Below are 25,803 nucleotides of genomic sequence, written 5' to 3'. Positions count from 1 at the left end.
GTCAGCCGCGCGGCACATCCAGCGCGTTGATCGCGGCGTGGACGCGGCGCTCGGCTTCCTCGCGCGGCAGCCCCGGCGGGATCGGGTCGCCGAAGCGGAACGTCACCGTTCCCGGCACCTTCGGCCCATGCTTCGGCCACACCAGCCCGCTGTCGATCGCCACCGGCACCACCGGGATCTTGAGCATTTGATACAGCCCGGCGAACCCTGCGCGCAGTTCGGGCTGCTCGCCCGGCTCGACGCGCGTGCCTTCGGGGAAGATCAGGATCGAGCGCTTCGCCGCCAAGGCCGCACGCGCATCGCGCAGCATCCGCCGCAACGCGCCCGCCGACGCCTCGCGATCGACGACGATGACGCCATAGCGCTTCGCCGCCCAGCCCCACACCGGAATGTCGGTCAGTTCCTGCTTCATCACGATCGCGGGGTTGCGCAGCATCCGCCCGAGCTCGAGCGTCTCATACATCGACTGGTGCTTCGCGGCGTACAGCACCGGCGCGCCGCCGAACGCCATGTCGCCGAAGCGCCCACCCTCGATCCGCTGATCGATCCTGAGGATGTGGCGCGTCGTCCAGCCGTGCCAGCGCGTCCAGAAATGCGTGTGCGCGACGAGCGCGCGCCAGCTGATCAGTGCCGAGATCGGCGTCGTCAGCACAATCGGCACAGACCCGCCATAGAATAGCAGCTTGAACAGCAGGTTGCGCAACGCTGTCATGTGGCGGCCCCGATCAGCAACGCGACGCGCCGCACCAGCAATTTGTTGTATTCGCCGATCAGCAGCCGATAGCGCGGGCTGCTCGGCACGCCGTCGCCGATCACGCTCGCATCGCCGTCGAGCGCGTTGACCAGTTCGAGCCTGGCGCGTGCGAGGTGCCAGTCCGACGTGACCAGCCGCACCGAGGTGTATTTATGGTCGCGCACCCAGTCCGCGGTTTCCTCGGCGTTCGAGCGCGTATCGACGGCCTCGTGGCCGAGATCGATGCAGCAGCGGAACAGCGCCGGGCTGACGCGATATTCGTGCGCCAGCTCGCCCGGCTTCACTTCGGGCGCGACCCCACTGATCAGCATGCGCTGTCCAGCATGCGCCTTGAGCAATGCCAGCCCGCGGTCGATCCGCCCTGCCCCGCCAGTCAGCACGACGATCGCGTCGGTCTTGGGCCCGTCGAGCGGGGCGGGAATCGTCTTGAGGAAGATCGCAAAGCCGATCGCGTAGAGCAGCGCCAGCACGGCGAGGAAACGCAGGATCATAGATATTTGCCGAGTGTACCGAGCACCGCCTGGCGCGCGGCGAAGGTCGCAAGCAGGGCAAACGCGATCGGCAATCCGGCGAGCACGATCCAGTCGCGCACCCCGAGCGTCAGGCCCGCGAGCAAATCCGAGCCGAGCGCGCGCAACTGCCAGCCGATCACGCCGACCATGACGAGGGCGAGCGCGGTCCCGAGCAACCCGCCGACCAGCGTATCGAGCGCGATCCGGCGCTGGAACAGCCGTGCGACCTGGACGTCGGTCGAGCCCAGCATATGGAGCACCTCGATCGTCGCACGGTGCGTTTCGAGCCCCGCGCGCGCCGCAAGAATCACCACCGCCGCGGTCGCCGCCGCCATCAGCAGGACGAGTCCGCCGGCCAGCCACGTCACCATCGCCATGAAATCGCGCACCGGCGACATCCAGCTTTCATGCCGATCGATCCGCGCCGACGGCGCGACGCGCCGGACCGCAGCGCGCACGCGCGCCACCGCGGCGGCATCCGCCACACCCAGGTCGACATCGATCATCGCGGGGATCGGCAGATCGGGGTCGGCCGCGTCGCTGCCGAGCCAAGGGCGCAGCAGCGTCGCAAGCTTGGCATGATCGACTTCGACCGCGCGCGTCACGTCGCGCGTCGCCGTGAGCGCGGCCAGCGCGCGCGCGGCCTGGTCGAGCCGCCTGGCCTCGACCGGCTCGACGATCTGGACGGTGAGCCGCCCGGCAAGCTGGCGATCGAGCAGCGCCGCCGCGCCAAGCGTCCCCAGCCCGAGCGCTGCCGCCAACACCGTCAGGAACAGCATGATCGCCATGATCCACGTCATCACCCGCGTACTGTGGCTTTCGTCGAGCAAGCGCCGGTCGGCGGTCGAGGCGATCAACGCGACGCTCATTCGCCGTTCGCGGGCGGCGGGAAGCGCAGCGACCCGGTCGGATCGAGCAAGCGTCCCTTGTCGAGCCGCATCATGTGCGCGTTCTGGATCCGCCCGAGCAGGTGGAAATCGTGCGTCGCGACGACGACAGTCGTGCCGAGCCGGTTGAGCGAATCGAACAGATGCAGCAGCCGCTCGGCCATGTCGGGGTCGACGTTGCCGGTCGGCTCATCGGCGACAAGGATTTCGGGCCGGCCGATCACGGCGCGCGCGATCGCGACGCGCTGCTGCTCGCCGCCCGACAGCGTTTGCGGCTTGGCGGTGATGCGGTCGCTGAGGCCCACCCAGTCGAGCATTTCGCGCACCGGCGCATCGATATCGCTTTCGGGAACGCCCGAAACACGCAACGGCAGCGCGATATTGTCGAACGCCGAAAGATGCGGCACGAGCCGGAAATCCTGAAACACCACGCCGATCCGCCGCCGAAACCCCGGCAGCCGCGCGCGCGGCAGCGTCACCGCATCCTCGCCGAACAGCCGGATGTTGCCGCGCGTCGGGCGCTGCGCGAGATAGAGCAACCGCAGCAGCGAGGTCTTGCCAGCGCCCGATGCGCCGGTCAGAAAATAGAACGCGCCACTCGACAGGGTGAAGCTGACATCGGTCAGCGTCTCCTGGCTGGTGCCGTAGCGTAGCCCCACATTCTCGAACTGGACGATATTCGCCATGGTGGCGCGTGTTGCTCGCTTCTGATCGTATGCCCCAGTCCTGCATCGCACGATCCGCCACGCCGCCACAAGCGGGCACGCGTCGCGGCGCTTGCAGCCGATCTGCGAAAGGCGTAGATTTCGCGATACGTTGCCAGCGGTCGGCAACGGGGCCAAAGCCGTATCATGATCCTCGAATGTACCGAGTGCCACACGCGTTACCTCGTTCCCGACACTGCGATCGGGCCCGATGGGCGCACCGTGCGCTGCGCCAGTTGCAAGCATAGCTGGTTCCAGGAGGGCGTTGCCGCCGAGACTGCGGACACGCGCAGCGAAGCGCCCGTCGCCGTCGAAGCCCCGCGAGTCGAAACGCCGGTGGCCGATACGTCGCCGCCCGCCGAGCAGCCTCTACCGGTCGAGCCCGCCGCTCCCAGCTACGACGCCTTTGACCACGCACCACCGTTTCGCGCGCGGCGTAACCCGGCAAAGCGTGCAACCGTCGCTGCGCTCGCCGCGGGCGTCGTGATGCTCGCCGCGTTCGGCGGCATCGTCTATTCGGGCGCCCCCGGGCTCGCACGCGACCTGTTCCAGCCCAATGCCGGCACCCCGCTCAAGATCGTCAGCAAGCCGATCGACCAGCATGTCTTCAACGGCAACGAGATCTTCGCGGTCAGCGGCACCGTGCTCAACCCGACCGATTCGCCGCAGCCCGTGCCCGACATCCGCGCCGATCTGCGCGATTCGCAACGCCGCATCGTCTTCAGCTGGATGATTCGGCCCGAGGCCAACACGCTCGCGCCGCGCGGCAAGCTCGAATTCAACAGCGCCAAGCTCGACGTGCCGGTCAACGCCAAGGAACTGGTGCTCAGCTTTTCCGGCGAAACCGCGCGCTGACCAGCGCAAAGCGCGCGCCGTGAAGCACGGTCGCGGCGACCATTCCGATTCCCGAGGCATAGACCAGTCCGATCGGCCCGGCGCCGTGGTGTACCAGCAACCAGCCAGCACCGCCGGTGATGAGGAAGAAGGCGACGATGCTGTTGATCCCCGTCACCACCTGATCGCCGAGCGAACGCAGCATGTAGACGATCACGACCTGCACCCCGTCGAACAGGATGAACGGCGCCCAGACCGGTAGCATCGCCAGCGCCACGCCGTGGACGCCAGCAGCGGCGGGGAACAGCGCGACGATCGTGCCGCGCCCGAGCACGATCAGGATCGCCAGCACGCCTGTCGCCAGCGCCGCCAGCGCCATCGCGATCAGCGCGCGCGGAATCGCCAGTGCCGGAGTCTCCGCGCCAACCGCATTGCCCGCACGGACCCCGGCGGCCGACCCGAGCCCCAACGCGACGCCGAACACGACATTGTGGACCGCAAAGACGATCTGGAAGGCGTGCGCGGTTACCGCACCGAAATCGGTCGACAGCGCGATCAGGATCGAGAAGCCGGCGAGCTCGAGCCCCGAGGCGAGCGCGGGTACGATCCCAAATCGCGCAAGGCCCCCCGCCCCGCGCAGTGCCGTGGCCCACGCCGCGCCCGAAAGATCTCGCACGCCGCGTTCGCGGGCCTGCGGGACGGTCCACGCCGCGCCCAGCATCGCTGCCGCGCCGAGCGATGACGCCATGGCCGTCGCGAGCGCAGCCCCCACCGCGCCGAGCGCAGGAAAGCCGAGATGCCCGCCCGACCAGGCCCAGGCGAGCAGCGCATTGATCGGTAGCACCGCGAGGTTGACGCCCATTACACGACGCGGTCGCGCAATGCCTTCGAGAAAGAAACTTGCCGCGATCATCGCCAGTTGTGTGGGATAGCAGAGCGCCATCACCCGCACCACGCGCGCCGCCGGATCGACCAGCGCCGGCGCCACGCCGATCGCCGCCAACAACCGCTCGGCGAACAGTCCGAAGCCGAGCGCGCCGCCGAGACCCAGCAACACCGCCAGCACGAGCCCGGCGCGCAACGTAGCGCCCGTCTCGGGCAAATCCTTCGCGCCGTCCGCTCGAGCAGAGAAGACCAGCGTTCCCGACAGCCAGGCGAGCCCGCCGACGATGGTCACGAAGGTCAGCGCTCGGCTCGCGCCAAGGGCTGCGACCTGATCGGTGCCGGTCAGCCCGACGACCACAATGTCGGTCACGCTCAGAATCGTCCAGTTGAGGCTCGTCAGCATGACCGGCCACGCAAGCGCGAGAATGCGGCGCGTTTCGTCGAGCAGGGGGCGGTGGCGCGGCATCCCGCGCTGCTACTCTGAACGCAATCGATGCGATAGGCGTTGCACTCCCCGAAAGCCTTTGCTAGGGGCGCTCGCCTACCAGCTGCCGGGTTCGCCCGGCGATGTTACGTGCGGCCGTGGCGGAACTGGTAGACGCGCAACGTTGAGGTCGTTGTGGGCGAAAGCCCGTGGAAGTTCGAGTCTTCTCGGCCGCACCACTTTTTCTGGAAATCGCTGCCACGCACGGGACACCGTGACGTGGCGGTCGATCCTTTCGGCTAAGTCCCATGGATTCTACGGCCTCTTGCGGATCGTACCGACTGGCGTAGCGTTGTCTCCGAACCGGACGTACCGCCGGCCCTGTGAAAGCCTCGCTTGCCTAGCACCGCTCATATCATCGCGATCGGCACCGCCGTTCCGGATCACGACATTCATCATGCCTTTATCGACTGGGCGCGTGCGCGTTTGCCCAATTCGCGCTCGGCGAAGATCTTCGACCGGATGGCGGGGCGCGCCGGTATCGGGCATCGTTGGTCGGTGCTGCCGATCGGGGACGATGGCGGGTCGCCCGTCGCTATGGGTGGCTTCTACGCGCGCGATCTGCTGCCCGGCACTGCAGAACGCATGCAACTCTACGCGCAATACGCTCCTGCGCTCAGCCTCGCCGCGATCGATGCGCTACGGGCCCAAGTCCCGCTCGACGGCATCACCCACCTCGTCGTCGCGAGCTGCACCGGCTTCGTGGCCCCCGGGATCGACCAGATCGTTGCCGCACGACTCGGGCTCGATCCGTCGGTCGAGCGGCTGCTGGTCGGGTTCATGGGCTGCTACGCCGCTGTCGCGGCCTTGCGCAGCGCGCGCCACATCGTGCGCTCGGATCCCGCTGCGCGCGTGCTTGTCATCTGCGTCGAGCTCTCGACTCTTCATCTTCAGGATACGCCTGCGCTCGAGCCCCTGCTCGCAATGCTGCAATTCGGTGATGGCGCGGCCGCAGCATTGGTCACCGCCCAGCCGCAAGGTCTCGCGCTTGGCCAGCCCTTCGCAACCACCCTCCCCGATTCGGCAGAGCTCATTCGCTGGGACATTACCGATCGCGGCTTTGCGATGCATCTGTCGGGCGAAGTCCCGGCGCGTATCGCCGCCGGATTGAGCGACCCGGTCTTCGCCGCCGCCGCGACCGGGGGGCGCGCACCCGCCGATATCGATGGCTGGGCGATCCACGCGGGGGGTCGCTCGATCCTCGATGCGGTCGAGACGAGCCTCGCCTTGCCTGCCGATGCGCTGACGGAATCGCGCGGCGTGCTCGCCGACAATGGCAACATGTCGTCGGCGACGTTGATGTTCGTGCTGGCGCGTTTGCTCGCGGGGCCACCGATTCGTGAGGGCGTTGCGCTCGCGTTCGGCCCCGGCCTCGCCGCCGAAGGGTTCGGCTTTCGGAGCGCCGCATGATGCTCGAGCGGCGCGCCATCGCCGAAGAGCTGATGGATGCCGATGATTTGGCACCCGACACCTATGCCGCGGTCGTCGGCGATCTCGCCAAGGTGAACGTCGTGACGATGGCGGCGCGACCGACACTCGACTTCCTGCGCCGCGGAACCAAGGGGCGCCCCCACCTCAAGCTGCTCGACGTCGGCTTCGGCGATGGCGACATGCTGCGGCGAATCGCGCGCTGGGCAGCGCGGCGCGGAATTGCGGCCGACCTTGTCGGTGTCGACCTCAACCCGCGCAGTGCGCTTGCCGCGGCTGCCCACACGCCGGCCGATCTGCCCATTCGCTACGTGAGCGGCGACTATGCCGATCTTGCCGGGCAAGGCTGGGATTTCGTCGTGTCGAGCCTCGTGGCGCACCATATGGACCACGATCAGCTGATCGCCTTCCTGCGCTTCATGGCGGTGGAGAGCGCGCGCGGCTGGCTGGTCAACGATCTCCACCGCCACGGCTTCGCCTATCGGGGATTCCCGTTGCTCGCCACGCTCGCGCGCTGGCACCGAATCGTCCGCCACGACGGCACACTGTCGATCGCTCGCTCGTATCGCCCGGCGGAATGGCCCCCGATCCTCGCCGAAGCCGGCGTCTCCGCGCGTGTCTATCGCGCCTTCCCGTTTCGGTTATGCGTCGAACACCTGCGCTGATCCTCGGCGGCGGCCCCGCGGGCGCGAGCGCCGCGATTGTGCTTGCGCGCGCTGGAGCGCCGCATTTGCTCGTCGAGCGAACCCGCGAGACGGGCGATGCGATCTGCGGCGGTTTCCTGAGCTGGCGCACCCTCGAATCCCTCGCACGGCTCGGCGTTGCCCCGGACGCGCTCGGTCCCGCGCGCGTGACCACGGTGCGCGTGCTTTCGGGCAGCCGCGTCGTCGAGACACGTCTCCCACGCCCGGCGCATGGCGTGTCGCGGCATTTGCTCGACACGGTAATGCTGAAGCGCGCGATCGACGCTGGCTCGGCGGTCGAGCGCGGGGTGACCGTGCGCGGCGTCGATGGCTTGACGGCACGGCTCGACGACGGTGCGGATCTCGCCGCCGACACGCTGTTCCTCGCCAGCGGCAAGCATGACGTCCGCGGCGCGGCACGCCCGGCCGCAGCGCGTGGCAGCGATCCCGTACTCGGCTTGCGCGTGCGTATTCCCGCGGCGCCCGGGCTCGACGCCCTGATCGGCGAGTCGATCGAACTCCATCTGTTCGACCGCGGCTATGTCGGCATCGTCCGGCAGGAGGATGGCAGCGCCAATTGCTGCCTCGCGGTCCACCGCTCGGCGTTGATCGAAGCGGGCAGCCCCGCCGCCTTGCTCGACCAGCTCGGGCGCGACCATCCGCGGCTCGGCGAACGCTTCGCGTATCGCAGCGGCAGCGAAGCGATCGATGCGATCGCCAACGTTCCCTATGGCTGGCGCGCGCTCCACGGCGCGCAGGGGCTGTTCCGGCTCGGCGACCAGGCTGGCGTCATCCCGTCGCTCGCCGGCGAGGGCATGGGCATCGCGATCGCCAGTGGCATTCGCGCAGGCCATGCCTATCTAGGGGGCGGTGCGGCAGCTGCCCCCGGCTTTCAGCAGGGATTTGCGCGCGCCACCGCCAGACCGATCCGTCTTGCCGGGCTCGTCCGCGACGCCGCCGAGCGCCCGGCCCTCACCGGGTTCGCGCTTCCGCTGCTGCGGCAAGTTCCGGGGCTGATCGAGATTATCGCCTCTTTGACCCGGATCGGCCATTCCCGGCTTGACCGGACGCCCAGCTAATTGGAAAAACCTGCGCATGGATCACATCACCCTGTCCGAAACGGAGTGGCGCAAGAAGTTGAGCCCCGAGGCCTATCACGTGCTGCGCGAAGCCGGCACGGAGCGCGCCTTTTCCGGCCGTTACGACAACAACAAGGCTGATGGCATCTATCGCTGCGGCGGATGCGCACTGCCGTTGTTCGATTCGGCCGACAAATATGATTCGGGATCGGGCTGGCCGAGCTTCACCCAGCCGATCTCGCCCGAGCACGTCATCGAGCATAGCGATGTCAGCCACGGCATGGTTCGCACCGAAGCGCGCTGTGCGCGCTGCGACGGCCATCTCGGCCATGTCTTCCCCGACGGCCCGCCGCCGACCGGCCTGCGCTATTGCATGAACTCGCTCAGCCTCGACTTTCGCGCCCGGGAGAGTGCCGGCAGCGACGAGATGAAGGACTGACCTAGCCGGCTACGGCTTGTCGGGGTGCCCGGCAAAGCCTAACGCTACGCTGCTTCATGGCCCGCTCATCCGCTCCTTCGCCCCGCTCCAAACGCGCGCCTGCCTGGCGCCGTTGGAGCGTCTTTGTTCTCCAGCTTGGCGCGGGGTTCGCGGTACTCGCGGCGATCGTGCTCGCGATCACCGTCTATGTGTCGGAAGGGCAGTTGCCGAGTTTCGATGCGTTGAAATCGTCGCCCAACGGCCAGATGATCCGCGTCCACGCCGCCGACGGCACGGTGATCGTGTCGATGGGGCCGAGCTATGGCGAATGGCTGCCGTATGACCGCATCCCCAAGGTGATGCGCGACGCGATGATTTCGGTCGAGGATCGTCGCTTCCGCTCGCATATCGGGGTCGACCCGATCGGCATGGTGCGCTCGATCCAGGTTCGCATCGAGCGCGGGCATTGGCGCCAGGGCGGATCGACGATCACGCAGCAGATTGCGCGCAACATCTTCCTCAATTCGAACAAGCAGTGGGGCCGCAAGGTCCGCGAGGGGATCCTCGCGCTCGCGCTCGAACGCAAGTTCAGCAAGGACGAGGTGCTCGAGCTGTACCTCAACAAGGTTTATTTCGGCGGCGGCGCGTACGGGATCGATGCCGCGTCGCGCAAATTCTTCGGGCACGGCGCCGATCATCTCAGCCTTACCGAGGCGGCGGTGATCGCGGGGCTCGTCAAGGCGCCTTCCAATTACTCTCCGACCGCCGATATCGCGGCCGCGCGCGGTCGCGCCGGGGTCGTGCTCAAGCTGATGCAGGAAACCGGCGTGATCACGCCGGCGCAAGCCGACGAGGCCGAGATCGACAAGGTCGCCTTCGTGCCCGAGGCGCAGCAGAACAGCGTGCGCTATTTCACGGACTGGGCGCTTCCGCAGCTCGAAATGCTGATCGACGAGACGCAGCGTCCGCTCGAAGTATGGACCACGCTCGATCTCAACATGCAGCGCGCCGCCGATGCCGCGATCCAGCAGAACGCCCCGCGCGGCGCGCAAGGTGCGCTCGTCGCGATCGACCGCGATGGGGCGGTGCGCGCGATGGTCGGCGGGACAGATTATGTCAGCTCGATCTACAATCGCGCGACGCAGGCGATCCGGCAGCCCGGATCGGCGTTCAAGCTGTTCGTCTATCTCGCCGCGCTCGAGGCCGGGCATAAGCCTGAGGATTCGATCGTCGACGAGCCGATCACGATCGATGGCTGGAGCCCTCGCAACGATTCGCGCCGCAACAGCGGTGCAGTGAGCTTGCGCACGGCGTTCGCATATTCACTCAACACCGTCGCCGCCAAGCTCGGCCAGGAAGTCGGCTTCTCGACCGTCGCCGACATGGCACGGCGGTTCGGCATCACCACCAAGGTCAACACGCATCCCTCGATGGTGCTTGGCACCTCCGAGGTCCGTTTGCTCGACATGACGCGCGCTTTTGCCAGCGTCGGCAACAAGGGCGTCGCTGTAACGCCGTACGGCATCACCAAGGTGACCGCCTCGGGCGAGACGATCTACGCGCAATCGGTCGATACCAGTCATGTGCTGGTCGCGCCCTATGTCGCTGCCGAAATGACCGACCTGCTCCAGACGACAGTCAATACCGGCACCGGCAAGGCTGCCCAGATCGGACGCCCGGTCGCGGGCAAGACCGGGACGACGACGTCGAGCAAGGACGGTTGGTTCCTCGGCTTCTCGAGCGGCCTCACCACCGGTGTGTGGATGGGGCGTGACGATGCCAAGCCGATCGCCGGGCTTCACGGCGGCACCGCGCCGGCCAAGGCGTTCGCGGCGTTCATGCGGACGGCGGTCGCATCGCGCCCGGTCGAACAGTTCGATACCAAGGTGACGTTGCCCGAATATCAGCTCGAACCCGACCAGGAATCGTATTTCGGCGAGGCGGATAACGGCCTGTTCGTCGACGAGAACGGCAATCCAGTCGATTCGGGACGCGCGACGCCGGCTGAGCCGCAAGTCGATGCCGACGGCAATCCGATCGTCCCGCGCAGTGCGGATCCGCGCATCACCCGTGGGTCAGATACCCAGCCGCAGACCGAGCAGAACCGCCCGGACGATACCCAGCGGCTCGATCAGGGCTGGCTCGACCATGTCCTCGGACGCGATGCCCCCCGCCCTGCCCCCAATCCGAATCGTGTCCCGCGCGATCGACCAGCGATGACGCCGCCCGACCGCTACGACGACCGTCAGGATTCGCGGCCGACCCAGTGAAGCGCCGCGCCGTTGGCGCGCAGCCAGCGGCGCGATTCGTCGGGATCGCGTTCGTCGAGCATTTCGAGCACGCGGTAAAAGCGCGCGCTATGGTCCATGTGCAGCCGATGCGCGACTTCGTGCGCGACGGTCGATCGGCGGACGAAGTCTGGCATCAGGATCAACCGCCAGCTGTAACGGATTGTCCCCGACGAGGCGCAGCTTCCCCAGCGCGTCTTGGGATCGCCAACCGCGACCTTGGTGACGGTAACGCCTGCCCGATCAGCGAATTCGTCGGTCTCCGCGCTCAACACCCGTAGCGCTTCGCGCTTGAGCCAAGTCGCGATCCGGCGCGACACGCCATCGCGCGTGCCCCCGCAGAGCAAAGTATCGCCGACGCGCTTCACCGTACGGGATGCGCTCGGCTCCCAGGCGATCGTCAGGCAAGCGTCGCCGAACGGGATCGTCCCGCCGGGTTCGAACGGCTGCGCTTGTGGCAAGCGCGCGCGTTGCTCGGCGATCCACCCGGCCTTTTCCTCGGCCCAGGCGAGCGCCTTCTTGAGCGGCGCGCGCGGCGGCAAGACCAAGCGTACGCGGCCGGTCGCGCTATCGACCGACAGTCGCGCGCGCCGCGCACGCGCGTTGCGGACGACCTCGATCGCGCTGCTCACAATTCGCGGTCGACCAGATGATATTCGAGCTCGCCGGCGTCATCTTCCGAAATCGTCCAGCCGCGCACCGATTGCCCAGCGCGGTGCACCGACTCGCGGTCGCCCGACACGAGATAATGCCAATCGTGGAGTGGCTCGTCGGCGGCGCGCAAACGATAGGCGCAGGTCGCCGGTAGCCAGTCGATCGTCCGGACATTGTCGCGGCTCAATCGCACGCACTCGCTGACATAGGCGTGGCGATGTTTGTAGTTCGAGCATTGCGCCGTCGCGCGATCGAGCAGACGGCACGACACGTTCGTCGGCAGCAGCTCGCCCGTCTCCTCATCCTCGAGCTTGTGGACGCAGCATTTGCCACACCCGTCACACAAGGCTTCCCACTGCCCGCGATCGAGCGTGTCGATCGGTTCTTCCCAGAATTTTCCGCTCATTTCACCCACCGGTCGAGCTCGGCCGCGACATCGTTCGGCGTCTTGTCCGCGGGCAGGAGGACCACCGGCTTGCCAGCCGGATCCATCAGCACCGCGAAGCGGCTGTGCGCGACGAGATACGCGCCCTCGGCATTGGGTTTCTCGAGTTCGACCGTAACCCCGTACCCCTTGGCTACCGCGGCGATGGTTTCGGGCGAGCCGGTCAGCCCGACCATTCGCGAATGGAACGCCGCGACATAGGGTTTGAGCACGGCGGGCGTATCCCGCTTCGGATCGACCGAGACGAAGATCGGCACGACCGTTGCCGCCCGCTTCGCGTCCTGCGCCTCGAACGTACGCAGCCCCGCGCCGATCGTCTGGAGATCGGTCGGGCACACATCGGGACAGAAGGTGTAGCCGAAATACAGGATGCGATAGCGACCGGCAAAGTCGCGATCGCTGCGCGGCTTTCCGTCCTGATCGATCAATTGGAACGGGACACCGATCTTGACCCCGTCGAGCGGGGCGCGGGTCGGGGCGGGAGAGCCGCTACAGCCGACCGTCGATGCGGTCAGCAACAGCGCGCACAGCGTGCGGGCAATCTGGTTCATGGCATCGCCAGCCATGATCTGTTAGTCCGATCGGCGCAAGCTTTTGAGCTTTTCCCGATCGCATCGCTCGACCTAGCCAGGACTTTTTCGATGACCCTTCGTACTGCATCGCTCGCCTTCGCCTTGCTCGTGGCCACGCCGCTTGCGCTGGTTTCCACGCCCGCCATGGCGCAGATCGGTCAGTCGGCCGGATACAAGTTCCTCCAGTCGGTGAAAGACGCGAAGAACGATGAAGTGATCGCCGCGCTCGAGAAGCCCGGGGTGACCTTAGTCAACACGCGCGATCGCTCGACTGGCGAAGGTGCGCTCCACATCGTCGTGCGGCGCGGCGACATGGCCTATGTTTCGTATCTGCTGTCGAAGGGTGCCGACGCCAATCTCCGCGACGACAAGGGCGAGACCGCGATGCTGCTGGCGACGCGGCTCGGGCGCAAGGAAATGGTCGATGCGCTCGCCAAGAGCGGGGGCAACGTCAACCTCGCCGACGCGCGCGGCGAGACGCCGCTCATTATTGCGGTCCAGCGCCGAGACCAGTCGCTCGTGCGTACTTTGCTCGATCTAGGCGCCGATCCCGACCAGGCCGATCACCTCCAGGGCTTTTCCGCGCGCGAATATGCACAGCAGGACAAGCGCTCGCCGAGCATCGCGCAAATGATCGAGGCCAGCCCCAAAAAGGTTCGCAAGGCAGTGTCAGGGCCAACGCTCTGAGATTGCTCCACGTGGAACACTCGGAGGGCGTCGCCTAAAGCATGACCTGTGCTTCGGGATCGGTGAGCGCGATCAAGCGCCGCCCTGCCCGACGCCCGAACGCGAGCGTCGCGCGCTTACGCGTCGCTGCCGACAACGGCTCGGTATGCGCATCGCGGACCACCGCGGCATCGTAGCGATCGGCGACGATGATCCCTGTGCGCTCGGGGAGGAAAGCCGCGCCATCGAGTGGCGATGCGTCGAACCCCGCAGGGACCGCCCAATAATAGCGATCACAGCATCCGAGATAGTCGGTCCATTTGCCGTCGCCGAGCAGATCGGCGCGAGAGACCTTGATTTCGACAATGACGATCTGGCCGCGCGCATCGATCGCCATCAGATCGGCGCGACGATTGCCATCGAGCGGCACCTCGCTCAGTGCGACCAGGTCGTGGCGAAGCAGCATCCGGGTCGTGCCACGCGCGACATCGGCCGCGCAGAGCGACGAGCCGGGAAATTCGGCGCAGGCGCCCCTGGGAAATTCGGAAGGATCGGGCGTGCGGAGCATCACCCGACCCTAGAACATTTCACGAACGCGTCCAAGAGGACGCGCGCGTCTCAGCGGTAGAAAAGATGGTTGCCGATCGCAGCGACCTGAACGCGGTGCCAACCCGGCGCAGCGCGGCGCGCGTGAAAGTACATCGCGTCCGACGCGGGGCTGTCCCACGCATCGGCGAGCGCGACACGCGCGACCGCCACTGCAGTGCGATACTGCTTGTTCGGGGTGATCACGGGGACATGGCCACCGCGAACGAAAGAGAACTGACCCTTCTGGGTCACGACCGAACACACGCCCTTGGGGAAGCGGCCCGACTTCGAACGGTTGAGGATCACTTCGGCGACAGCGAGCTGGCCGCTCAGCGGTTCGCCCTTGGCTTCGAAATAGATCGCGCCGGCCATGCACTGAAGCTCGTCGTTCATCGCTTCGGGGCCAGGCTGCGCCGCGACAGCGGCATCGAGCGTACCGTAAGCAACGGTATCGCCATCCTGCTCTGCGTCGGACTCTTGTGAAGGAGCGGTTACGGGATCAGCCGACTGGGTCATGGCGATCGCCGGGATCATCTGAGGCGTCTGCGGAACCGAAAGCGCGGACGGCACGTTGATAGCACGATTGATTTCCTGGGCGAACCCAGGCGTTCCGAAGCCGATGAGAGCAGCGACGGTAAAGGTCAGCGTCACGATGGATGCGACGCGATTCGAAAACGACATGAAGACGACTAAAATGCGGTTGGTGCACGGATAGGGTCGACATACGTCGCCCTTCCGGACAGCCCCCCGACTGCGTAATCATTCCGGATCGCACCCGGTACGACACAACGCCCTGACTAGAGCTTTGCCTATCCCTGCGCGGGGCAGCTCGGTCAATCGTCGAGGATCGTTTCTGCGGCGAATCGTTCTGCCGACGGGATATCCAGTTCGATAACCCACAGGTCGGGATCCCGCTCGCGTCGGCGTCGCCAATAGGTATCGCACGCCATCGGATCGCTCGCGCCGCTTGGCCCTGCGGCAATGAGCGCCCGTTTGCCGAGCGAGTCCCGTCCGCGCTCGACCAGCCGTGAGCGACCCGGACCATCGTTCAAAATCATCAGGATCGCACCGGAATCTGCGTCACCCCTGGCCCGCACCATCCCCATCCCACCAGCATCGTTGACGCGTCTGAGCAGGGCCGACACCAGAATTCCACTCGCCAGCGTGTCGCTCATGCAGGGCGGTACCCGGGCAATCCGGCAAGCGCGATTTGCGAGCGCATGAAGGTGCCGGTGCCACGCGCAGCTTCATCGCCGCTCGCATCGATCAGTCGCGCCTCGGCGACGAACACACGCCGATGCCCCGATACCCAACGGCCCTCGGCAATCACCGGCCCCGCGCGCAGCGGCTTGGTCAGCAGCAGATTGTACGCGGTGGTGAGCAGGAAGCGATCGGTCACGAGGCTGTTCGCGGCGTAGAACGCAGCGTCGTCGAGCATCTTGAAATAGCTCGTGCCGTGCGCGGCGCCCGCGGCGTGGAAGAAGCGCTCGTCGATCGTGAAATGGATCCGCGCGAGCCCGGCTTCGGGGATTTCAAGCGTCGACTCGAACAAGCGATTGATCGGTGCCGCGGCATAGAGCGATTCGAGCGCACGGAAATGCGCCTGTTCTCCCGCCGGGGCCGGGCCGTCGTTAAGCGGCATCGCACGTCTGATCGGCGGACAGCAACGCGACAAGCGCATCGCGCGACCCTGCCCCACGCAGTTTCGCGACGAACGCCTGATCGCGCAGCGCGCGCGACACGCGCGCCAGCGCCTTGAGATGAGTCGCACCGGCATCGGGTGGCGACAGCAGCATGAAGACGATGTCGACGGGCATGTCGTCAACCGAGTCGAAATCGATCGGCTGGGCGAGCCGGGCGAAAACGCCGCAGACGCGGTCCAGCCCGGGCAACTTGCCGTGCGGCGTCGCAACGCCCCCGCCGAACCCGGTCGAACCGAGCTTCTCGCGCGTCCCGACCACTTCGGCCACCGCGCTGGCATCTACTCCGTATACGCTCGCCGCGGTCGCTGCGAGCTGCTGGAACAGCGCCTTGCGCGTGCCGGCGCTGACGCGTTCGAGCACGGCGTCGGACGCGAGAATATCGTGCAGATCGGTCATGTTAGTCCTTGGGCCCGCCCAAAGCGGAGGCTTTGAGCGAGCCCATAGCGCCGATCGGTCATCGGCGAAAGCACGAGCCTTATGCTAGGCCATCGGCGCCGTGCCGCTGATGGCCTTACGCTTCGCGGTGCGGCTCGACCCAGCCGATCGTCCCGTCGCCACGGCGATAGACCATGTTGTAGGTGCCCGATACGCTGTTGCGGAACAGCAAGGCCGCGGTGTTGCGCAGGTCGAGCATCATCACGGCATCGGACACCGAGGCGTCGGGCACGTCGACGCGCGTTTCGGCGACGATCAGCGGGAAGTCCTCGACTTCCTCCTCAGTGGTGCTCTCCTGGAACAGCGTATAGCCGGCATTCTCGGCATCGGCCGCTTGTGCCGCCGCTGCACTCGCCACCCCGGCATTGCGATCCTTGAGGCGGCGCATGTAGCGCCGCAACTGCTTCTCAACCTTGGCGGCGGCAGCGTCGAAGGCGAGATGCGCATCCGCGGCATCGCCATGTGCCTTGAGGATCAACCCCTGCATCACGTGCGCGACGATGTCGGCGGTGAAGCGATTGTCGTGCGGCCCCTTGCCGAAGGTGACCTGCGCCGAGATGGCCCGCGCGAAATATTTGGTGGCTATGCCCTGGAGTCGCTCGTCGACATGGGTCCTGAGCGCCTCGCCCGTTTCGACCTGATGGCCGGAAACCCGAATATCCATGAGCATTCTCCTTAGCTGGCCGATGTCGCTTTGACGATCATCGGCGGTAGACGACGCCTGTCGGGCGCCTCGACCCCCTTAAACTCAAGACAGTGCCGGATCGCTCCCCCACAACGGATTGACCACGGTTTTGAGGAACGCCGCATGCCGGGCGAGTTCGCTCTCGGCGGCTGCGAAAATCCGCGCCGGACGCACCGTCGTCGGCGGGGTCGACTGCGTCGGCGCCATGTCCTCGATCACTTCGCTGACCAGGCCGAGCCCGATCTGTCGACCGCCGGTGAGTTCGACATAGACTTGCGAGAGCAATTGCGCGTCGAGCAACGCGCCGTGGACAGTGCGATGGCTACGATCGATGCCGTAGCGGTTACACAGCGCATCGAGGCTATGCTTGGCGCCGGGGTGGCGCATCCGCGCCATCGCGACGGTATCGACCATCCGGTGCAGCCCAACGGTCGCGCGGCCGCAGCGCTGCAGTTCGCCGTTGAGGAAGCCGAAATCGAAGCTCGCATTGTGCGCGACGAGCGGGCTGTCGCCGATGAAATCGAGCAAATCCTCGACCAGCTGCGGGAATAGCGGCTTGTCGGCGAGGAACGCGTCGCTCAGCCCGTGGACGCGCTGCGCCTCGGGCGGCATCGTGCGCTCGGGGTGAAAATAGGCGTGGAAGGTGCGCCCGGTCTCGACCTTGTTGACCATCTCGAGACAGCCGATCTCGACCATGCGGTCGCCATCGGAAAAACTGAAGCCTGTGGTCTCGGTATCGAAAACGATCTCGCGCATAAGTCTAGGATAGTGGGGTCTCGCGCCCTTCGAGGCAAGCGATGATGGCGCTAACCGCACGCCGCGTCGCATCGATCGACCCGCCCGTCGGCACGACGAAGTCGGCGCGCGTGACTTTATCCCCGTCCGGCAACTGCCTGGCGAGAATCGCGTCGAGCTTTTCGGGCGTCATTCCATTGCGGGCGAGCACCCGCGCACGTTGAATCTCGGGCGGGGCGGACACGACGACGACGCGATCGACTCGCGACTCGCCACCCGTTTCGAACAGCAAGGGGACGTCGAACAGCACGATCGGCGCGCTCGCATGCGCCGCCAGGAAGGCAGCGCGCTCCTCGCCGACCGCCGGATGGACGATCGCTTCGAGCCGCGCGAGTGCCGCCGGGTCGCCGAGCACCTTGGCGCCGAGCGCAGCGCGATCGACGCCATTCGGCCCGGTCACGCCGGGAAAGGCAGACTCGATCGCGGCGACGGTGCGGCCACCCGGCCCTTGCAGCGCGTGCACCGCGGCATCGGCGTCGAACACCGGCACGCCGGCGTCGGCGAACATCGCGGCAACGGTCGATTTGCCCATGCCGATCGACCCGGTCAGCCCGATCGTGATCGGCCGCTTGGCCGTCATGCGGTCAGCAGCGCGCGGAGCTCGTCGTCGCTCGCCTCGTCGCGCGGTGGGGCGACGCCAAAGAACAGCTCGAACGCGAGCGCGGCCTGGCCGATCAGCATATCGAGCCCGTCGACCGTCTCGAGCTCGCGGTCGCGCGCCGCCGCCAGCAGGCGCGTTTCGAGCGGTGCATAAACGACGTCATACACCACTGCATCCTCGGGCAACGGCGCCAGATCGAGCTCGAGCGGGGGTTGCCCGACCATCCCGAGCGCGCTCGCATTGACCAACAACGCCGCGGCCGGGAGCGTCGCATCGAGCGGCAACGCCTTGCCCTTGAGCCCGAACGACGACAGCAACGCCGCGGCCTTGAGCACGTTGCGGTTGAGGATCGTCACCGGACCGACGTCGAGCCGTGCGAGCGCGAACAACACCGCGCGTGCCGCCCCCCCTGCCCCGATCACCACGACCGGCGCGCCGGTAAGATCGAGCTGGTTGATCGGCGCATAGAAGCCAGCGGCATCGGTGTTGGTCAGGATCACCTTGCCGTCTTCGCCGCGGAACACGGTATTGGCCGCGCCGATTGTAGCGCGGACGCCACCGGGATCGGGAACATGGTCGAACACCGCGATCTTGTGCGGGATCGTCACGTTGCAGCCGCGCCAGGCGGGATCGGCACTGCGCGCCTCGAAATACGCCGCCAGCCCGTCGGCAGCGACCTGACAGAGGTGATATTTGGCATCGAGCGCGAGGCGTTCGATCCAGAAGCCGTGGATCAACGGCGATTTGGAATGTGCGATCGGATCGCCGATCACTTCGGCCAGCATCATGACGCCATCACTCCCCGAACCCGCAGATAATCGAGCACCGGCAGCAAAGGCAGGCCGAGCACGGTGAACTGGCTCCCCTCGATCCGGCTGAACAATTGCGCGCCCGGGCCCTCGATCCGATAGCAACCGACACAGCCGGAGATCTCGGGCCATTCGAGGTCGAGATAGGTCTCGATGAATGCCTCGGACAGCGGGCGGACGTGCATCCGCGCGCGATCGACGACGCGCCACACCGGACGGCCGCCTTCGGCCATCACCGCAGCGCTGACGAGTTCATGGCGCTTGCCCGACAGCCGGCGCAGATGCGCGCCCGCCTCGGCCCGGTCGCGTGGTTTGTCGAGCATCGACCCATCCTCGAGCGCGACGACCGAGTCGCAACCGAGCACAAGCGCTTGCCCCTCACCCGACGAAACCTTGATCGCCTTCAGTTCGGCCAGGGCATCGGCCATGTCGCGCGCGGCGAGCCCTTCGCCGAGCAACGCCGCCTTTGCCGATTCCTCGTCGACGCCGGCCGAGACCGCGACGAACGGGACATTTGCCGCGGTCAGCATGGCGCGCCGCGAGGCGCTTTGCGAGGCCAGCAGGAGCTTCATGCTTCACCTCGTGTTTCGCCACGGCGTTCGCCGACGAGCGCAATGATCGCCGCTGCGGTTTCCTCGATCGAGCGCCGCGTGACGTCGATCACCGGCCAGCCATTGTCGGCGAACATCCGCCGCGCATAGGCGACTTCGCGCGTCACCGCCTCTTGGTCGACATAGGCGGTGGTGGTCGTTTCATTCAGCGACAGCAGCCGGTTGCGGCGCACCTGGATCAGCCGATCGGCGCTCGTCGTAAGGCCGACGATGATCGGGTTCTTCAACGTGAAGAGGTTTTCGGGCGGCGGGCTTTCGACGACGATCGGGATGTTCGCGGTCTTGAAGCCGCGATTGGCGAGATAGATCGACGTCGGCGTCTTCGAAGACCGCGACACGCCTGCGAGCAGGATGTCCGCCTCTTCCCACTCCTCGGCCAGGATCCCGTCGTCATGCGCAATCGTGAACTGAATCGCATCGACCCGCGCGAAATACGCGGCGTCGAGCACGTGCTGCCGCCCCGGGCGGGCCTTCGCCGCCTGACCAAGCAAGCCCGACAGCGCGCCCGTCACCGCATCGAGCGGCGCGACCGCGGGGAGCCCGAGCGTACGACAGCGCGTCTCGAGCGTGCGCCGCGTCTCGCTGTTCACCAGAGTGAAAAGCACCAGCCCAGGATTTTGCGAGATTTCCTGCAAAATGCGCTCGAGATGCGCCTCGGTCCGGACCATCGGCCAGAAATGCCGGATCGTCTCGACATCGTCATATTGCGCGAGCGCGGCCTTGGCGATGTTCTCGAGCGTTTCGCCGGTCGAATCCGACAAAAGATGGAGATGCAGGCGCATCAGAGACGGGTGCGGGGCGAAACTGTGGACAACATGGGGGCAAGCGCTAGCGCAACTTTGCCCGTCCGCAAAGCCGAGCGACCGCGGTGCATAACCCTGATGCTATCCACAATCGCGCAAACACCCCATAGTTCCCTTCACAGCCTGTGGATAATGGGGACGAGCGCGCCGACTCAAGGCGTGCGCGTCGATTGCGCCGCGTCAATCTGTTGGCATTTTGGGGATGGCGGCATAAGCCCCGTTATCAACGTGCCAACAACCACTTCAACCTTTTAAGATTCTAGATTCTTATAGAAGTAGGGTGAGGAAAGACCGACCGTGCTGACGCAAAACAAGCCGCTGCTCGCCACGCTCAAGGGTGAGCGTGCCTCCACCCCGCCAATCTGGCTGATGCGCCAGGCGGGACGCTATCTCCCCGAATATCGCGCGCTCCGGGCCGAGAAGGGCGGGTTCCTCGCTTTGGTCAATGACAGTGAAGCGGCAGCCGAGGTAACGATCCAACCGATCCGGCGCTTCGGCTTCGACGGTGCGATCCTGTTCTCGGACATCCTGATGGTCCCCTCGGCGCTGGGACAGGGTCTGAGCTTCGGTGTCGGCGAAGGACCGGCGCTGACGCCCCCGCTCGTCGATCATGCGCTGGAAAGCCTTCAGGCGGCGCCTGAGCGGCTTGATCCGGTGTATGCGACTGTGCGCCTGGTCGCAGCGCAATTGCCGCCACAGACCACCTTCCTCGGCTTTGCCGGAAGCCCGTGGACCGTCGCCACCTATATGGTCGCAGGACATGGCAGCAAGGATCAGGGCGAGACGCGGCGTTTTGCGTATGGCGACCCTGCCGCTTTTGGTCGGATCATCACCGCGATCGCCGATTGCACGATCGAATATCTGTCGCGCCAGATTGAGGCAGGCGTCGAGGCGGTGCAGCTGTTCGACAGCTGGGCCGGCAGCCTCAGCCCCGCGCAATTCGAACGTTGGGTGATCGCCCCCAATGCCGCGATCGTCGCGGCGCTGCATGCGCGCCATCCCGGCGTCCCGGTGATCGGCTTTCCCAAGGGCGCGGGCGAGAAGCTTCCTGCCTATGCGCGCGAGACCGGGGTCGATGCGCTCGGGCTCGACGAGACGATCGACCCCGAATGGGCCGCGCGGACGCTTCCGCAGGGGATGCCGGTGCAGGGCAATCTCGATCCGCTCGTCCTGATCGCCGGGGGAGCGGCGATGGAACAGGCCGCGTCGCGCATCCTCACCGCGTTCGCCGATCGGCCGCACATCTTCAATCTCGGCCACGGCATCCTGCAGGATACGCCGATCCCGCATGTCGAGCAGTTGCTCGCCTATGTCCGGAGCGCGCGATGATCGGGATGCTCGGCAATGCCTATCCGTGGATGAAGGCAGCCCATCTGATCTTCGTCATCTTCTGGATGGCGGGGCTGTTCATGCTGCCGCGCTATCTGGTGTATCATCAGGAAGCCGCGATCGGCTCGCCCGAGGCGGCGCAATGGGTCGAGCGCGAAGCCAAGATCCGCAAGATCATCCTGACGCCTGCGATGGTCGTCGTCTGGGTGCTCGGCCTGACGCTCGGCGCCAATCTCGGGCTGTTCTCGGGCGCGAGCGGGCTCGGCTGGCTGCATCTCAAGCTGCTGCTGGTGGTGATCCTCAGCGGCTATCATGGCTGGGCGGTCGGCTATTCGAAGAAGCTCGCGGCGGGCAAGCCGACGCTCACCGGGCGGCAATTGCGGCTGATCAACGAAGTGCCGGCGGTGCTGGTGACGTTCATCGTCATCCTCGCGATCGTCCAGCCGTTCTGAGGTCCTGAAGCCCTCTGCGCGTGGGACGCGACGCGTGTGGAGGGTGGCCGATAACCGCGCTCTTCAAGGCTGGCGCAAAAACCGCCAAGCCTTGACGCGCCGCGCGCCGGATCGTATCTCGAGCGCCGTGTTGCGATGCGGCGGGTCCACCCGTTCGGTCGCGGCATCCTTCCTCTAGCATCGTCGCGTATCTGTCGCCGACCGAAGCTCCCCCCTCGCATCTTCATGCCCCGGACGCCCTCCATGCATCTCAAAGACCTCAAGAACAAAAAGCCGGCCGAACTGGTCGCGATGGCCGAGGAGCTCGGCATCGAGAGCGCATCGACGCTGCGCAAGCAGGATCTGATGTTCGCGATCCTCAAGGTCCAGGCCGAAGAGGGCGAGGAAATCATGGGGCTCGGCACGATCGAAGTGCTGCCCGACGGCTTTGGCTTTCTGCGCAGCCCCGAGGCGAATTATCTCGCCGGTCCTGACGACATCTACATCTCGCCCAACCAGGTCCGCAAATTCGGCCTGCGCACCGGCGATACGGTCGAAGGTGAAATCCGCGGACCGAAGGATGGCGAACGCTATTTCGCGCTGACCAAGCTGACCGCGGTCAATTTCGACAATCCCGACGCGGTTCGTCATCGCGTCAATTTCGACAATCTCACGCCGCTCTATCCCGATGAGAAGCTCACGCTCGATCCCGCCGATCCAACCGTCAAGGACAAGTCGGCGCGAGTCATCGACATCATCTCGCCGCAGGGCAAGGGCCAGCGCACGCTGATCGTCGCGCCGCCGCGCGTCGGCAAGACGGTGATGCTGCAGAACATCGCCAAGGCGATCACCGACAACCACCCCGAGGTGTTCCTGATCGTCCTGCTGATCGACGAGCGCCCCGAGGAAGTGACCGACATGCAGCGTTCGGTGAAGGGCGAAGTCGTCTCCTCGACCTTCGACGAGCCCGCGACGCGCCACGTGCAAGTCGCTGAAATGGTGATCGAAAAGGCCAAGCGCCTGGTCGAGCACAAGAAGGATGTCGTGATCCTGCTCGACTCGATCACGCGTCTCGGCCGTGCCTACAACACCGTCGTGCCGTCGTCGGGCAAGGTGCTGACCGGCGGTGTCGACGCCAATGCACTGCAGCGGCCGAAGCGCTTCTTCGGTGCCGCGCGCAACATCGAGGAAGGCGGTTCGCTCTCGATCATCGCGACCGCGCTCATCGATACCGGCAGCCGCATGGACGAAGTGATCTTCGAGGAATTCAAGGGCACGGGTAACTCGGAAATCGTGCTCGACCGCAAGGTCGCCGACAAGCGGATCTTCCCGGCGCTCGACGTCGGCAAGTCAGGCACGCGCAAGGAAGAGTTGCTGGTCGATCAAAGCAAGCTGTCGAAGATGTGGGTGCTGCGCCGCATCCTCATGCAGATGGGCACGATCGACTCGATGGAGTTCCTGCTCGACAAGATGAAGAATTCGAAGACCAACGAAGATTTCTTCGACAGCATGAATCAATAGCCGAGTGCGGCCGGCGGCATGCTGCCGCCGGACTCGCACCGGCTCGGCCGGCGGGCGCAATTCCGCGCCCGACCGACGGCATGGGCTTTGCCCATGCCCGCCCCGCGAACCAAATCCCTAGAGCAGCAGATCCCGCCGACCGCGCCGCTCGAACGCGAGCAGCCATTGCTTGGTCATCGGCCCTTCCCCCGCCGAATACGCACCGAGCGATCCCGAGGCATTGAGCACGCGGTGGCACGGCACCACGATCGGGAACGGATTGCGCGCGCAGGCCTGCCCGATCGCCCGCGCACTCGATCCAGCACGCCTGGCGAGTGCTCCGTAGCTCAGCGTATCGCCATACGGGATCGCGACCATTGCGGTCCGCAGCGCCTCCCCGCGTCCGGACGCTGCCGCTGACAAAGCCAGTTCGAAGGTCGTCAGCGCTCCCGCAAACCACGCGGTCAGTTGCTCGGCGGCGGCACGTACGGGTGCGGTTGTCCCCGCGACGATCTCGCCCTCCCCGCCCAGCGTGATCGCATGGAGTTCGCGGTCATCGCCGCTGATCGTGATCACGCCGACGGGCGTTGCGATCCGGGCCATATCGCGCGCATACATGAGCAGACTATGCCGCCGGGCTCGTGCCGGCTCAAGCGGAGACGCCGTAATGAAGATCAACGTCGAGATCGATTGTACCCCCCAGGAAGCGCGTGCGTTCATGGGGCTCCCGGATCTCACGCCGATCCACGATAAGTATCTGTCGATGATGACCGATTCGATGGATGGCGTCGTTTCGCCAGACCTGATCGAAAACATGATGCGAAGCTGGGCGCCGGTCAGCGATGCGAGCATGGGACTGTGGCGGACGATGTTCGAGCGCGCAGCGAAATAAGCCGTGGCGGACGACACGATCTTTGCCTGCTCGAGCGGCCCGCCGCCGGCGGCGATCGCGATCATGCGGATCAGCGGGCCGTCGGCGATGGCGGTTGCAGCGGCGCTCGCGGGGACCTTGCCCTCACCGCGCGTGGCGGGCGTGCGCGCCTTGCGCGATCCTGCCGACCGGCGATTGCTCGATCGTGCGCTGGTCCTGACCTTTCCGGCTCCGCGTACCGCGACGGGTGAGGATCTGGTCGAACTCCATCTTCACGGCGGGCGTGCGGTGGTGGCGGCGGTTGGCGATGTGCTGGCTGCGCAACCGGGTCTGCGCGCCGCCGAGCCGGGGGAATTCACGCGCCGTGCGTTGACCAACGGCGTGCTCGATCTGACCGAAGCCGAAGGTCTCGGCGATCTGCTGAGCGCCGAGACCGAGACGCAGCGTCGTGCAGCGCTGCGGATTGCGGAAGGCGGATTGCGCACCGTTATCGAAGACTGGTCGGACCGACTGGTGACCGTGGCTGCGAGCATCGAAGCGCAGCTCGATTTCTCCGACGAAGACGATGTGCCCGACCAAGCGGTCGAGGCTATCACGACCAACATCGCAGGCATTGCCGATGCAATTGCAACGCTGCTCGCGACGCCGCCGGTCGATCGTCTGCACGACGGTGTCCGCGTCGTGATAGCCGGGCCCCCCAATAGTGGGAAATCGACGCTCCTCAATGTGCTCGCGGCGCGCGACGTGGCGATCGTCTCGCCATTGTCGGGGACGACGCGCGACCGGATCGAGGCCGCGGTCACGCGTGGGGGGATCGCCTATCTGCTGACCGATACAGCCGGTCTGACGGATACGCCCAACGACATCGTCGAAGAGATCGGCATCGCGCGTGCCGAGGCGGCGATGGGCTCGGCGGATATCGTGCTGTGGCTGGGCGACACCCCGCCCACCGATCCGAGCCATATCGCGATACACGCGCGTGCCGACCTGTCGTCGCGCTCGTCCCCTGCCCCTTTCGCTGAGCTCATCGTTTCGGCCGAGACCGGGGCCGGCATTGGCGACTTGTGGGCGCGGCTCGCCGCCGAGGCGAAAGCGCTTCTCCCGGTAGCCGATGCGATTGCGACAAATGATCGTCAACGGTCGTTGCTGGGCGAAAGCGAGCGACATCTCCGCCGGGCGGGACAAGGCGATTTGTTGATCGTCGCAGAGGAGGTGCGCTGCGCGATGCGCTCACTCAACGCGATCACGGGGCGCACCGGAACCGACGACATGCTCGACGCGATCTTCTCGCGCTTCTGCATCGGCAAATGATGTTCCACGTGGAACACGGTCGGCTTTGACAGATCGCG

At 66.2% G+C, this 25,803-nt stretch carries 32 protein-coding genes and 1 tRNA gene; 13 read left to right on the top strand and 20 right to left on the bottom strand.

The window, feature by feature from the left end:
• Position 1 precedes the first annotated feature (1 nt).
• Genes IE187_RS12535 through ftsE form a run of 4 tightly spaced genes read right to left on the bottom strand, consistent with a single transcriptional unit; the run spans position 2 to position 2,839 of the window.
• Entirely contained in the window at positions 2–712 is a 711-nt protein-coding gene (locus IE187_RS12535; RefSeq protein ID WP_133191222.1) for a lysophospholipid acyltransferase family protein, read from the bottom strand.
• A complete protein-coding gene (locus IE187_RS12530) occupies positions 709–1,245 on the bottom strand; it encodes a YdcF family protein (protein ID WP_133191224.1) in 537 nt (178 codons plus the stop codon). Before IE187_RS12530 ends, IE187_RS12535 begins: the two co-directional genes overlap by 4 nt.
• Positions 1,242–2,135 (bottom strand): cell division protein FtsX, encoded by an 894-nt coding sequence (locus IE187_RS12525; protein WP_189676533.1) that lies wholly within the window; start codon positions 2,133–2,135, stop codon positions 1,242–1,244. The genes IE187_RS12530 and IE187_RS12525 overlap by 4 nt, the downstream gene beginning before the upstream one ends.
• Complete coding sequence (gene ftsE / locus IE187_RS12520; protein WP_133191228.1) at positions 2,132–2,839, bottom strand: cell division ATP-binding protein FtsE; 708 nt, start codon at positions 2,837–2,839, stop codon at positions 2,132–2,134. Before ftsE ends, IE187_RS12525 begins: the two co-directional genes overlap by 4 nt.
• A gap of 165 nt (positions 2,840–3,004) precedes the next feature.
• Here ftsE and IE187_RS12515 point away from each other — a divergent pair, with 165 nt between their 5' ends.
• Positions 3,005–3,712 (top strand): MJ0042-type zinc finger domain-containing protein, encoded by a 708-nt coding sequence (locus IE187_RS12515; protein ID WP_189676532.1) that lies wholly within the window; start codon positions 3,005–3,007, stop codon positions 3,710–3,712.
• Here IE187_RS12515 and IE187_RS12510 read toward each other — a convergent pair.
• Positions 3,684–5,042, bottom strand: coding sequence for an MATE family efflux transporter (locus tag IE187_RS12510; protein ID WP_229839389.1), 1,359 nt, complete (start codon positions 5,040–5,042; stop codon positions 3,684–3,686). The genes IE187_RS12515 and IE187_RS12510 overlap by 29 nt on opposite strands.
• Positions 5,043–5,152: 110 nt before the next feature.
• On the opposite strand from IE187_RS12510, the gene IE187_RS12505 reads away from it, so the two are divergent.
• From IE187_RS12505 to IE187_RS12480, 6 genes are all read left to right on the top strand, one after another.
• Positions 5,153–5,239, top strand: a tRNA-Leu gene (locus IE187_RS12505).
• Positions 5,240–5,396: 157 nt separating this feature from the next.
• Positions 5,397–6,470 (top strand): type III polyketide synthase, encoded by a 1,074-nt coding sequence (locus IE187_RS12500; protein ID WP_189676531.1) that lies wholly within the window; start codon positions 5,397–5,399, stop codon positions 6,468–6,470.
• Entirely contained in the window at positions 6,467–7,153 is a 687-nt protein-coding gene (locus IE187_RS12495) for a methyltransferase domain-containing protein (protein WP_189676530.1), read from the top strand. The genes IE187_RS12500 and IE187_RS12495 overlap by 4 nt, the downstream gene beginning before the upstream one ends.
• A complete protein-coding gene (locus IE187_RS12490) occupies positions 7,132–8,250 on the top strand; it encodes an NAD(P)/FAD-dependent oxidoreductase (RefSeq protein WP_189676529.1) in 1,119 nt (372 codons plus the stop codon). The genes IE187_RS12495 and IE187_RS12490 overlap by 22 nt, the downstream gene beginning before the upstream one ends.
• A gap of 16 nt (positions 8,251–8,266) precedes the next feature.
• A complete protein-coding gene (msrB, locus tag IE187_RS12485) occupies positions 8,267–8,689 on the top strand; it encodes a peptide-methionine (R)-S-oxide reductase MsrB (RefSeq protein WP_189676528.1) in 423 nt (140 codons plus the stop codon).
• A gap of 56 nt (positions 8,690–8,745) precedes the next feature.
• Positions 8,746–10,938 carry a transglycosylase domain-containing protein gene (locus IE187_RS12480; protein WP_189676527.1) on the top strand — a complete coding sequence of 731 codons (2,193 nt, stop codon included), beginning with the start codon at positions 8,746–8,748 and terminating at the stop codon, positions 10,936–10,938.
• Here IE187_RS12480 and IE187_RS12475 read toward each other — a convergent pair.
• Genes IE187_RS12475 through IE187_RS12465 form a run of 3 tightly spaced genes read right to left on the bottom strand, consistent with a single transcriptional unit; the run spans position 10,914 to position 12,606 of the window.
• Positions 10,914–11,588, bottom strand: a complete 675-nt coding sequence (locus tag IE187_RS12475; protein WP_189676526.1) for a M48 family metallopeptidase — start codon at positions 11,586–11,588, stop codon at positions 10,914–10,916. The genes IE187_RS12480 and IE187_RS12475 overlap by 25 nt on opposite strands.
• On the bottom strand, positions 11,585–12,016 hold the full coding sequence (locus tag IE187_RS12470) for a YcgN family cysteine cluster protein (RefSeq protein WP_133191243.1): 432 nt from the start codon (positions 12,014–12,016) through the stop codon (positions 11,585–11,587). The genes IE187_RS12475 and IE187_RS12470 overlap by 4 nt, the downstream gene beginning before the upstream one ends.
• Positions 12,013–12,606 carry an SCO family protein gene (locus IE187_RS12465; RefSeq protein ID WP_229839388.1) on the bottom strand — a complete coding sequence of 198 codons (594 nt, stop codon included), beginning with the start codon at positions 12,604–12,606 and terminating at the stop codon, positions 12,013–12,015. Before IE187_RS12465 ends, IE187_RS12470 begins: the two co-directional genes overlap by 4 nt.
• Before the next feature lie 90 nt (positions 12,607–12,696).
• Here IE187_RS12465 and IE187_RS12460 point away from each other — a divergent pair, with 90 nt between their 5' ends.
• The gene (locus IE187_RS12460; RefSeq protein ID WP_189676524.1) at positions 12,697–13,314 is read left to right on the top strand and encodes an ankyrin repeat domain-containing protein; all 618 of its coding nucleotides are present in this window, start codon (positions 12,697–12,699) and stop codon (positions 13,312–13,314) included.
• A gap of 34 nt (positions 13,315–13,348) precedes the next feature.
• On the opposite strand, the gene IE187_RS12455 is transcribed toward IE187_RS12460, so the two are convergent.
• The 11 genes from IE187_RS12455 to IE187_RS12405 form a co-directional block, all read right to left on the bottom strand.
• Entirely contained in the window at positions 13,349–13,861 is a 513-nt protein-coding gene (locus IE187_RS12455; protein ID WP_189676523.1) for an MmcB family DNA repair protein, read from the bottom strand.
• Between the two features lie 50 nt (positions 13,862–13,911).
• Positions 13,912–14,562 (bottom strand): cell wall hydrolase, encoded by a 651-nt coding sequence (locus tag IE187_RS12450; protein WP_189676522.1) that lies wholly within the window; start codon positions 14,560–14,562, stop codon positions 13,912–13,914.
• Positions 14,563–14,714: 152 nt separating this feature from the next.
• Entirely contained in the window at positions 14,715–15,056 is a 342-nt protein-coding gene (locus IE187_RS12445; protein ID WP_189676521.1) for a DUF1491 family protein, read from the bottom strand.
• Positions 15,053–15,523, bottom strand: coding sequence for a PaaI family thioesterase (locus tag IE187_RS12440; protein ID WP_189676520.1), 471 nt, complete (start codon positions 15,521–15,523; stop codon positions 15,053–15,055). The genes IE187_RS12445 and IE187_RS12440 overlap by 4 nt, the downstream gene beginning before the upstream one ends.
• Positions 15,513–15,980: a PTS sugar transporter subunit IIA gene (locus IE187_RS12435; protein WP_189676519.1), complete on the bottom strand. Its 468-nt coding sequence runs from the start codon at positions 15,978–15,980 to the stop codon at positions 15,513–15,515. Before IE187_RS12435 ends, IE187_RS12440 begins: the two co-directional genes overlap by 11 nt.
• Before the next feature lie 115 nt (positions 15,981–16,095).
• Complete coding sequence (hpf, locus tag IE187_RS12430; protein WP_133191259.1) at positions 16,096–16,683, bottom strand: ribosome hibernation-promoting factor, HPF/YfiA family; 588 nt, start codon at positions 16,681–16,683, stop codon at positions 16,096–16,098.
• A gap of 84 nt (positions 16,684–16,767) precedes the next feature.
• Positions 16,768–17,460 (bottom strand): DNA polymerase III subunit epsilon, encoded by a 693-nt coding sequence (gene dnaQ / locus IE187_RS12425; RefSeq protein WP_189676518.1) that lies wholly within the window; start codon positions 17,458–17,460, stop codon positions 16,768–16,770.
• A gap of 4 nt (positions 17,461–17,464) precedes the next feature.
• A complete protein-coding gene (gene coaE, locus IE187_RS12420) occupies positions 17,465–18,079 on the bottom strand; it encodes a dephospho-CoA kinase (protein ID WP_189676517.1) in 615 nt (204 codons plus the stop codon).
• The gene (locus tag IE187_RS12415) at positions 18,076–18,888 is read right to left on the bottom strand and encodes a shikimate dehydrogenase family protein (protein ID WP_189676516.1); all 813 of its coding nucleotides are present in this window, start codon (positions 18,886–18,888) and stop codon (positions 18,076–18,078) included. The genes coaE and IE187_RS12415 overlap by 4 nt, the downstream gene beginning before the upstream one ends.
• Positions 18,885–19,481 carry a Maf family protein gene (locus IE187_RS12410; RefSeq protein ID WP_189676515.1) on the bottom strand — a complete coding sequence of 199 codons (597 nt, stop codon included), beginning with the start codon at positions 19,479–19,481 and terminating at the stop codon, positions 18,885–18,887. Before IE187_RS12410 ends, IE187_RS12415 begins: the two co-directional genes overlap by 4 nt.
• A complete protein-coding gene (locus IE187_RS12405) occupies positions 19,478–20,302 on the bottom strand; it encodes a pyruvate, water dikinase regulatory protein (protein WP_426264512.1) in 825 nt (274 codons plus the stop codon). The genes IE187_RS12410 and IE187_RS12405 overlap by 4 nt, the downstream gene beginning before the upstream one ends.
• Positions 20,303–20,620: 318 nt before the next feature.
• On the opposite strand from IE187_RS12405, the gene hemE reads away from it, so the two are divergent.
• From hemE to rho, 3 genes are all read left to right on the top strand, one after another.
• On the top strand, positions 20,621–21,652 hold the full coding sequence (gene hemE / locus IE187_RS12400; protein WP_189676514.1) for a uroporphyrinogen decarboxylase: 1,032 nt from the start codon (positions 20,621–20,623) through the stop codon (positions 21,650–21,652).
• Positions 21,649–22,104, top strand: coding sequence for a CopD family protein (locus IE187_RS12395; protein ID WP_189676513.1), 456 nt, complete (start codon positions 21,649–21,651; stop codon positions 22,102–22,104). The genes hemE and IE187_RS12395 overlap by 4 nt, the downstream gene beginning before the upstream one ends.
• Positions 22,105–22,347: 243 nt before the next feature.
• Positions 22,348–23,604, top strand: a complete 1,257-nt coding sequence (gene rho, locus IE187_RS12390; RefSeq protein WP_133191273.1) for a transcription termination factor Rho — start codon at positions 22,348–22,350, stop codon at positions 23,602–23,604.
• Positions 23,605–23,721: 117 nt separating this feature from the next.
• Here rho and IE187_RS12385 read toward each other — a convergent pair whose 3' ends face one another.
• A complete protein-coding gene (locus tag IE187_RS12385; RefSeq protein WP_189676512.1) occupies positions 23,722–24,201 on the bottom strand; it encodes a methylated-DNA--[protein]-cysteine S-methyltransferase in 480 nt (159 codons plus the stop codon).
• Between the two features lie 49 nt (positions 24,202–24,250).
• On the opposite strand from IE187_RS12385, the gene IE187_RS12380 reads away from it, so the two are divergent.
• A complete protein-coding gene (locus tag IE187_RS12380; RefSeq protein WP_189676511.1) occupies positions 24,251–24,475 on the top strand; it encodes a DUF6489 family protein in 225 nt (74 codons plus the stop codon).
• A 3-nt stretch (positions 24,476–24,478) separates the two neighbouring features.
• Positions 24,479–25,765 carry a tRNA uridine-5-carboxymethylaminomethyl(34) synthesis GTPase MnmE gene (mnmE, locus tag IE187_RS12375; protein ID WP_189676510.1) on the top strand — a complete coding sequence of 429 codons (1,287 nt, stop codon included), beginning with the start codon at positions 24,479–24,481 and terminating at the stop codon, positions 25,763–25,765.
• The last annotated feature ends 38 nt before the right edge of the window (positions 25,766–25,803 follow it).

Source organism: Sphingomonas glacialis (assembly GCF_014653575.1).
In the GTDB taxonomy this organism is placed as follows: Bacteria; Pseudomonadota; Alphaproteobacteria; order Sphingomonadales; family Sphingomonadaceae; genus Sphingomonas; species Sphingomonas glacialis.
This window is presented reverse-complemented; position numbering and strand designations above follow the sequence as displayed.

Excerpts from the sequence above, each read along its gene's own strand:
- IE187_RS12535 (WP_133191222.1), bottom strand. The coding sequence starts at position 712 with ATGACAGCGTTGCGCAACCTGCTGTTCAAGCTGCTATTCTATGGCGGG.
- IE187_RS12530 (WP_133191224.1), bottom strand. The coding sequence starts at position 1,245 with ATGATCCTGCGTTTCCTCGCCGTGCTGGCGCTGCTCTACGCGATCGGC.
- IE187_RS12525 (WP_189676533.1), bottom strand. The coding sequence starts at position 2,135 with ATGAGCGTCGCGTTGATCGCCTCGACCGCCGACCGGCGCTTGCTCGAC.
- ftsE (WP_133191228.1), bottom strand. The coding sequence starts at position 2,839 with ATGGCGAATATCGTCCAGTTCGAGAATGTGGGGCTACGCTACGGCACC.
- IE187_RS12515 (WP_189676532.1), top strand. The coding sequence starts at position 3,005 with ATGATCCTCGAATGTACCGAGTGCCACACGCGTTACCTCGTTCCCGAC.
- IE187_RS12510 (WP_229839389.1), bottom strand. The coding sequence starts at position 5,042 with ATGCCGCGCCACCGCCCCCTGCTCGACGAAACGCGCCGCATTCTCGCG.
- IE187_RS12495 (WP_189676530.1), top strand. The coding sequence starts at position 6,467 with ATGATGCTCGAGCGGCGCGCCATCGCCGAAGAGCTGATGGATGCCGAT.
- IE187_RS12490 (WP_189676529.1), top strand. The coding sequence starts at position 7,132 with ATGCGTCGAACACCTGCGCTGATCCTCGGCGGCGGCCCCGCGGGCGCG.
- msrB (WP_189676528.1), top strand. The coding sequence starts at position 8,267 with ATGGATCACATCACCCTGTCCGAAACGGAGTGGCGCAAGAAGTTGAGC.
- IE187_RS12480 (WP_189676527.1), top strand. The coding sequence starts at position 8,746 with ATGGCCCGCTCATCCGCTCCTTCGCCCCGCTCCAAACGCGCGCCTGCC.
- IE187_RS12470 (WP_133191243.1), bottom strand. The coding sequence starts at position 12,016 with ATGAGCGGAAAATTCTGGGAAGAACCGATCGACACGCTCGATCGCGGG.
- IE187_RS12465 (WP_229839388.1), bottom strand. The coding sequence starts at position 12,606 with ATGAACCAGATTGCCCGCACGCTGTGCGCGCTGTTGCTGACCGCATCG.
- IE187_RS12460 (WP_189676524.1), top strand. The coding sequence starts at position 12,697 with ATGACCCTTCGTACTGCATCGCTCGCCTTCGCCTTGCTCGTGGCCACG.
- IE187_RS12455 (WP_189676523.1), bottom strand. The coding sequence starts at position 13,861 with ATGCTCCGCACGCCCGATCCTTCCGAATTTCCCAGGGGCGCCTGCGCC.
- IE187_RS12450 (WP_189676522.1), bottom strand. The coding sequence starts at position 14,562 with ATGTCGTTTTCGAATCGCGTCGCATCCATCGTGACGCTGACCTTTACC.
- IE187_RS12445 (WP_189676521.1), bottom strand. The coding sequence starts at position 15,056 with ATGAGCGACACGCTGGCGAGTGGAATTCTGGTGTCGGCCCTGCTCAGA.
- IE187_RS12440 (WP_189676520.1), bottom strand. The coding sequence starts at position 15,523 with ATGCCGCTTAACGACGGCCCGGCCCCGGCGGGAGAACAGGCGCATTTC.
- IE187_RS12435 (WP_189676519.1), bottom strand. The coding sequence starts at position 15,980 with ATGACCGATCTGCACGATATTCTCGCGTCCGACGCCGTGCTCGAACGC.
- hpf (WP_133191259.1), bottom strand. The coding sequence starts at position 16,683 with ATGGATATTCGGGTTTCCGGCCATCAGGTCGAAACGGGCGAGGCGCTC.
- dnaQ (WP_189676518.1), bottom strand. The coding sequence starts at position 17,460 with ATGCGCGAGATCGTTTTCGATACCGAGACCACAGGCTTCAGTTTTTCC.
- coaE (WP_189676517.1), bottom strand. The coding sequence starts at position 18,079 with ATGACGGCCAAGCGGCCGATCACGATCGGGCTGACCGGGTCGATCGGC.
- IE187_RS12415 (WP_189676516.1), bottom strand. The coding sequence starts at position 18,888 with ATGATGCTGGCCGAAGTGATCGGCGATCCGATCGCACATTCCAAATCG.
- IE187_RS12410 (WP_189676515.1), bottom strand. The coding sequence starts at position 19,481 with ATGAAGCTCCTGCTGGCCTCGCAAAGCGCCTCGCGGCGCGCCATGCTG.
- IE187_RS12405 (WP_426264512.1), bottom strand. The coding sequence starts at position 20,302 with ATGCGCCTGCATCTCCATCTTTTGTCGGATTCGACCGGCGAAACGCTC.
- IE187_RS12395 (WP_189676513.1), top strand. The coding sequence starts at position 21,649 with ATGATCGGGATGCTCGGCAATGCCTATCCGTGGATGAAGGCAGCCCAT.
- rho (WP_133191273.1), top strand. The coding sequence starts at position 22,348 with ATGCATCTCAAAGACCTCAAGAACAAAAAGCCGGCCGAACTGGTCGCG.
- IE187_RS12385 (WP_189676512.1), bottom strand. The coding sequence starts at position 24,201 with ATGTATGCGCGCGATATGGCCCGGATCGCAACGCCCGTCGGCGTGATC.
- IE187_RS12380 (WP_189676511.1), top strand. The coding sequence starts at position 24,251 with ATGAAGATCAACGTCGAGATCGATTGTACCCCCCAGGAAGCGCGTGCG.